Source organism: Xanthovirga aplysinae (assembly GCF_009711365.1).
Lineage (GTDB): Bacteria > Bacteroidota > Bacteroidia > Cytophagales > Cyclobacteriaceae > Xanthovirga > Xanthovirga aplysinae.
In genome coordinates this window covers 1-7,142 of the sequence record NZ_SMMB01001056.1, presented here as the reverse complement: position 1 = coordinate 7,142, position 7,142 = coordinate 1, and the positions used below count along the sequence as shown (strand labels likewise).

At 35.4% G+C, this 7,142-nt stretch carries 6 protein-coding genes; 3 read left to right on the top strand and 3 right to left on the bottom strand.

Annotated features, from left to right (window positions below):
* Positions 1-672 precede the first annotated feature (672 nt).
* Entirely contained in the window at positions 673-1,650 is a 978-nt protein-coding gene (locus E1171_RS11620; protein WP_155206174.1) for a hypothetical protein, read from the top strand.
* 45 nt (positions 1,651-1,695) lie between these two features.
* On the opposite strand, the gene E1171_RS11615 is transcribed toward E1171_RS11620, so the two are convergent.
* A complete protein-coding gene (locus tag E1171_RS11615; RefSeq protein WP_155206173.1) occupies positions 1,696-3,513 on the bottom strand; it encodes an ABC transporter ATP-binding protein in 1,818 nt (605 codons plus the stop codon).
* A gap of 458 nt (positions 3,514-3,971) precedes the next feature.
* Between E1171_RS11615 and E1171_RS11610 the strand changes: the two genes are divergently transcribed.
* Complete coding sequence (locus tag E1171_RS11610) at positions 3,972-5,216, top strand: hypothetical protein (protein WP_155206172.1); 1,245 nt, start codon at positions 3,972-3,974, stop codon at positions 5,214-5,216.
* 201 nt (positions 5,217-5,417) lie between these two features.
* Here the strand turns inward: E1171_RS11610 and E1171_RS11605 are convergent, their stop codons facing one another.
* The gene (locus E1171_RS11605; protein ID WP_155206171.1) at positions 5,418-5,762 is read right to left on the bottom strand and encodes a 4Fe-4S binding protein; all 345 of its coding nucleotides are present in this window, start codon (positions 5,760-5,762) and stop codon (positions 5,418-5,420) included.
* A 46-nt stretch (positions 5,763-5,808) separates the two neighbouring features.
* On the opposite strand from E1171_RS11605, the gene E1171_RS11600 reads away from it, so the two are divergent.
* Positions 5,809-6,891, top strand: a complete 1,083-nt coding sequence (locus tag E1171_RS11600; RefSeq protein WP_343031341.1) for an acyl-CoA reductase — start codon at positions 5,809-5,811, stop codon at positions 6,889-6,891.
* A 77-nt stretch (positions 6,892-6,968) separates the two neighbouring features.
* On the opposite strand, the gene E1171_RS24930 is transcribed toward E1171_RS11600, so the two are convergent.
* Positions 6,969-7,127: a T9SS type B sorting domain-containing protein gene (locus E1171_RS24930; RefSeq protein ID WP_425509616.1), complete on the bottom strand. Its 159-nt coding sequence runs from the start codon at positions 7,125-7,127 to the stop codon at positions 6,969-6,971.
* Positions 7,128-7,142: the final 15 nt, after the last annotated feature.

Sequence of the window (7,142 nt, the reverse complement as noted above, 5' to 3'; positions counted from 1 at the left end):
CTATTTACAAATGAAACATATAATAAGGATACGAAACATAAAATCCCTAGGGTAATCTTTTTATTCATTATTGGTTTTTCGCTAAACTTAAATAGTTAAAAAAGACATCTTCAGAAAATAAAATCCATGATAATAAATTACTATTATACTACATAATTAAAGAAAAATTTTTTAACTCAAATATCGAAATAAACCCATCTAATCTTAGTAAAATTCAATTTACTGATAAAAAGATGGCCTTCCATTTGTTTAAATAAATTATCCCAAACCCAGTCCTTTCTTTCATCATTCGATGTTTTGAAAAACTAACGAATTCCCTTGATTGTACCAGATAAACAATTGATTAATAAGTAAAATAACCTACTCAAATTATCTATATTGATCTTTTTTCCCTGCACAAATTACTCCTCAGTAGCCCTATATCATTTGAACGCATTTTGAAAACAGATTAAAACAAGCACATCAAAGTTAAACAACAAAGAAAAGTAAGCAATTCCCGCAAACCATTGCCTTTAAAGGGAGTTTCTCTTTTAACTGAAGGCCAAATATAGACAGAAAACATATAAAAAAGGAATTCAATAAATCAGTCTTGGTACATTTCAAAAAAGAAATTAACCACCTCCTTTATCATACAAATTCTTGACCCATTGATACACAACCAAAAGAATCCCTATGAAGAAGACTTTACTTAAAGAAAATGAAAATTTAATCGAATCTTACTTTAAATCATACCTTAAAACATTGACATCATGGCAAGCGATTCAATTACATTGTGTCACCCAGAAATCCCTTTTGGAGGCAACACTACATGATTCTGTGGGGTTAACTCAAATTCAATCAGCCCAACTGGAATCGGAAAAATGGCTTTCAAACATCTTTCCCAAATGCATCCATGCCCTAGAGGAAATTGTATATTTTTCCAGAAAACTAAAAATCTACAGCAAATCCCTTTCTCCCCGACTTTTCCCTAAGTACCCTCCTATTAGACAGCTAAAGAAAAACTTAAACCTCCTCAATTCTTTTGTCGATAAAAGTCACAAATCCACCCTGGATGTTTATGATAGTTTAGGTCAATTTATTGTGAGAATTAGTGAATTTATAAAATGGTTATATGACCTAAAAGGGAGTAAATTGCAGCATTTAGCCGTTAACCGGATCAATGAGGAATTACAAAAAATCTCTGTTGCCAACAAAAGTATTTTACAATTTGCTGCCTATACTAATGCTCAACCTTTTTACAAAACACATAAAAGGTCCCATATCAAAATTCCATTAGTAGAACTTCCGGGACGGGAAAACGATCTTCAAAAAATTCACAAGATTCAAAACGCTGCTTTAAAAAAGTTAAATAAACTGATGAGCCAGGATAATCAGAAAGAAAAAATGGAAATTGGTCTGCACATCATTTATTTTCAGGCGGGAGTTCTAAGGGAAGAATTGGAAAATATTCAAAAACCTATTGCACAATTAAATCAAGCATGGCTTTTTCTTTCCATATTGCTGAACAATTTCTACCAAAACACAGCCTCCTTGATTAAAAATGAGACAACAAAGGAAAAAATTAACATCTTACTCTTGGAATGGGATCTATTAGGGCAACATGCTAATCGATTAAAAAGAAAAATGAGGCTTTTTGAATTGTTGGCATAATTTTAAACTCTCCAAGGATTTCAATCCTTGGAGAGTTTAAAATTATTATGCCGGTATAGTACTTGATTCCATTTGCAGACTCACCAAGTGATTATAAGCCCCATCTTTCAATTGGACAAGCTCTTCATGGGTACCTGATTCTAGCACCTTCCCATCATTTAGCACATAAATACGGTCCACATCTCGAATTGTACTTAAGCGGTGCGCAATAATAATTGTAGTTCTTCCCTTCATCAATTCATTTAATGCCGATTGAACCAAATGTTCAGATTTTGCATCCAAAGAGCTGGTAGCTTCATCCAATATCAAAATGGAAGGATCTTTAAGAATAGCCCTTGCAATGGCAACCCGTTGTTTTTGACCTCCAGAAAGCTGTACACCTCTTTCTCCTACTTTAGTGGCAAATCCCTCTGGAAATTTCTCGATAAAGTTTAATGCATTGGCTTTGCGAGCAGCTTCATAAATCTCTTCATCAGTGGCTCCGGATTTACCATAAGCAATATTTTCCCTGATACTTCCTCCGAACAAAAGTACCTCCTGAGGAACTATACCAATATTTTCTCGATAGGCATTTAAATCATAAGATTTGATGTCTTTCCCATCGATTTGCAGGCTTCCTTTCTGAAAATCATAAAACCGCATTAATAACTGTACTATAGTGGATTTACCAGCCCCACTTTGCCCTACCAAAGCAATTTTTTCCCCATTTCCAATTTGTAGATCGATGTTCTTTAAAACTTTCACATCCGATCTTCCCGGATAAGAAAAACTTATATTCCTATAAACAATATTTCCTGAAAGAGGAATGGAAGGCTTTTCTTCCTTTTCCAAATCCAACTCACTGCGCTCTTCTAATATTTCCAATACTCTCTCAGATGCACCAATAGCTTTCTGAATTTGCCCATAAAGGTCACCTAAACCAGCTATAGATGCACCAATAAAGGTGGTGTACAACACAAAGGAAATCAGGTCACCTACCGTCATCTCACCCGCCTGCACCAAATGGGCACCGTAAGACATAACAGCGACAATTCCTCCAAATAAAGCGAATATAATAAATGATATAAATGCTCCTCTATAGGTAGCTCCTTTCAAAGCTACTTTTACCACTTTATCTAAAGAGGATCTGTAGCGGTTCACCTCAAAACGTTCGCTGGTAAATGCTTTTACCGCAGACACCGATTGTAGGGTTTCTTCCACCACTACATTGGCATTAGCCAATTCATCTTGAGACTGTTTGGACAACCTTCGAATAAAACGACCAAAAACCATGGCTAAAAGTACAAGAACGGGAAAGGTAGCCAGCATAAAAAGTGCCAGCTTAGGCGTCATATAGAAGATCAGAAAAATCCCTACAATCAAAGTGGCGATTTGACGGAAAAACTCAGCCAAAGTAACAGAAAACGTGTCCTGAAGCAATGAAATATCACTGGTAACCCTACTTATTAACTCTCCGGTTCTTCTCCCATCAAAAAAAGACATAGGTAATGACATCAATTTTCGATATAAAGTATGCCTAACATCTGCCATGGCCCTTTCACTTACCTGAGCAAAGAGGTAAACCCTCAAAAAGGAAAAAATACTTTGTACCAATAAAATCCCAACCAGAGCAAGACTTATTTTATTGAGGTCATTTAAAATCCAGTCACTAGCTCCAGTAGCGGCATCAACCAGCTTGCCGGATGCAAAGGGGAACCCCAATAAGGTTACACTAGAAAAAAACAGGCAAACCATGCCTGCCACAAAAATAAACTTATATGGAAGGACAAATTTGAATATTTTAGCGAGTTTTCCGAAGCTCTGTTTGTTTAATGGCCGTTTTTCCTCAGGAGACAAAGCGGCACGACTCTTTCTTTTCGCCATTACTTCTTGTAAACAGTTTTTATCAGCTTAAAAAAATGAACATCAAAATTAAAATCCAAAAGTACGCATTCATCTGGCACATAAAAAAAATATATAACGTGAAATGCACCCAAATATGTTAAAATAAAAATATTTGGCCTTCCTGGGAGGTACTTTCTTCCTAAAAAGATTGATTTTAGCTTTCTTCAGAATTTCCATGTACATTTTTAAGCTTTGTTAGCGGAGCAATACTACTTGAAAGTTTCTCCTTTTAACTCCTAAGAATAGTCCTTCCATCATTCAAAACCACTTAGTAAATCAACCCAAATACTCATTCCCTCGCTTTAGAAATATTACGAAGGAGTATATTTTGGCCCTTTTAGAGACCATGAAAAAGGCATTTTATTATCTAAAAAAATGCTTCTGGTTGATTTCTCTTACATTTTGTAGTTTTGCCTTTCCAAATTAGTAGTAAGCAGATGCCTTCAGACATTTTTTATTTCAACCCTACTTGCGAATTGGCTGTAGCTGATGGAGGAAGAGGCTTTCAACCTCCTGGGGTTCTTCAAGCATTTGAAAGAAATTTGGAAACTCTTCCAATATTTCTTTCAGAAAAGGATGATATTGTTTTAGTTTCTCAATTACCCCACCAAAAATTTTTAGATCGCCTAATCTCAGCTGGTTTCCAGCCTCCTCAATTAATAGAACTTTCAAAGGCTTTAAAACAACCAAATACTTTACTCAGAGATATTGAAAATATTAGGCCTTGGGGTTGGAGTCCTGCAGTTCACCGTTTATTGCAACCCATAAAAAACGTTGCCTCCATAAATTTTAAAGAGGGGCTCATGGCAAGATGGGAAGAGAAACACCGGAAATTATATGCCAGGATGTCTTCCCTGGAAATTCTTAGCCATATTATCTCAACAAAACCTAACCAAGGATATCTTCCAAAAGAACATTTGCCTCAAGAGTGCCACTCAGAAAAAGAAATCCATTTATGTTTGGAAAAATGGAAACCTATGGTTTTAAAAGCTCCTTGGAGCTCTTCGGGTAGAGGGATATTATTGTTGAAGAAGAAGGAAATTGATTTCAAACAATTAAAATGGATAAAAACGATTTTAAAGCGCCAAGGAAGTATAATGGCCGAGCCCTGGTTAAATAAGGTGGCAGATCTGGCTTTGGTATTTCAAATATTACCTTCAGGCAAAATTCATTCTGAAGGTTTTTCTCGGTTCTTAACCAATTCGAACGGACAATATCAGGGAGCCATTCTGGGAGATCCACTTAAAGAATTACCCAAAGAACTTCGGACATTTTTAAATAAATCAAGCTTAGATAAACTCACCTCGGATATTTTGAAAGCCCTGGAAAACAGTCCCTATCAGGAGAATTACAGAGGCCTTTTGGGAGTAGATGTCCTGGTTTATAAGAATGAACAGGACGAATTTCAAATTCACCCCTGTGTAGAAATAAATTGTCGAACCCCAATGGGGCTACTAAGCATAAGGTTGAGTGAACATTTACATGACTCATCAAATGGTTATTGGAAAATTTTCCGAAACCTTAAGGAATCATTTGAAAACTTTGATCAACAGATGCAAATTAAGTATCCCCTTACTATAAAAAAAGGGTTAATATATTCTGGTTATTTACCTTTGGTGGAGCCTGGAAAAGACAAACATTTTGGAGCCTATATGGTGGTGCAGCCTTCATTGCTTAGATAATATTTCTACACTGAAATTGGAATTTTCAAAATATGATAAATAAATACTGAACTCAAAGCATGTTTGCACATATATATTTAGATTTAGCAGGACACTATATCAGTTATAAAATTCCACCATACAAAAGGTAAAATTGCATTCAAAAAAAGAGATGCTTTATGGCATCTCTTTTATCATTTCTAATATTATTTAACTATACAATTAAACGTGTAGCCATTCTTTTTTAGCCAGTAACTCTTCCTCCGTTTCCTCATAATCAGGATCATCTACGCAGCAATCTACCGGACAAACGGCCGCACATTGAGGTTCTTCGTGAAAACCTACACATTCAGTACATTTTCCGGAAACTATATAGTAAAACTCATCAGAATAAGGCTCTTGTGAGGTTTTGGCATCAATTTGTGTTCCATCTTCCAACTCAACCTCTTTCAAACCGGTTCCACCGGCCCAAGTCCATTCCATACCACCTTCATAAATAGCGGTATTTGGGCATTCCGGTTCGCATGCACCACAATTGATGCATTCATCAGTGATCATTATTGCCATGTCAAATATTTATTTTTCAGCTGAAAATTTATATCTATGCTTAATTTTGCAAAAATATAAACATTATGTTTGTGATCAAAAGCAAGCACGACTATTAATTTATACACCAAATACCATGAAGCTTTCCGAAAGAATCGAAGCATTAGCTACATTAGGCAGCCGTATAGGGAGTTTAACGCAAAAAGAACAAGAGGAGTTATCTCAAAAGGCGATCGGATATAATAATTGGCATACAGCAGAAAACATTGAATTAGCATTTAAAGGTGCTACAACTTATTTACAAAAAGAAAAACTTAAGCAATGGACTAAACATTACCATATTAAGGAAGAGCCAAGCCCAAAAACCATCGGTATTGTAATGGCTGGTAATATTCCCCTAGTAGGTTTACATGACTTGATCACCGTTCTAATAAGTGGACACAAGGCTCTTGTAAAACTTAGTTCTCAGGACCCTTTTCTTATAAAAGTATTAATTGAAGAACTGATCTCCATCGAACCTGCATTTGCCGAAAAAATACAACTCACAGAACAATTAAAAGAAATGGATGCCGTAATTGCCACAGGTAGCGACAACACGGCCCGTTATTTCAATTATTATTTCTCCAAAATTCCACATATCATCCGTCAGAATCGCTCTTCTTGTGCTATCTTGAATGGAAATGAAAACCCTTCAGACCTATCTGCTTTAGGAAAAGATATTTTCCAATATTTTGGTCTTGGATGTAGAAACATTTCCAAATTGTATGTCCCTAAGGATTACAATTTTCCCCACTTAATTAAGGAGTTAGAAGGATTTCAAGAAGTTATTCATCATCATAAATATGCCAACAATTACGATTATAATAAATCCATTTACCTGGTGAACAAAGTACCTCATTATGACAATGGATTTTTATTACTCAAAGAAAGTGAAGATTTGGTTTCTCCCATATCCGTGGTTTATTATGAGACCTACCAGGATGAGAATAACCTCAATTCCCTTTTGAAAAAGCAAGAAAATAAAATTCAATGCATGGTCTCAAAAGATGGTTGGTATGAAAACAGTCTGCCTTTTGGTAAAAGCCAGCAACCTGAACTGTGGGATTATGCCGATGGTGTGGATACATTAAAGTTTGTTTGTGAACTTTAAATTAAATGAATAATTAATAATGCCTCTGTAAAATTAATAGAAGGTCATTATTAATTATTCATTTTAAATTTTTAAGTTTACCTCCATATTTCTACCCAACCCTTAAAGGCCTTTTCTTCTTTTCCTTTCAACCTTAAAATATAGTAGTAAATCCCATCAGGCACCCCATCTGCCGTCCAATCGTTGTTATAATCTAAAAAATTCGCCACCACTTTTCCATTTCTATTCCGAACAATTAGTTCTGCTGTAAT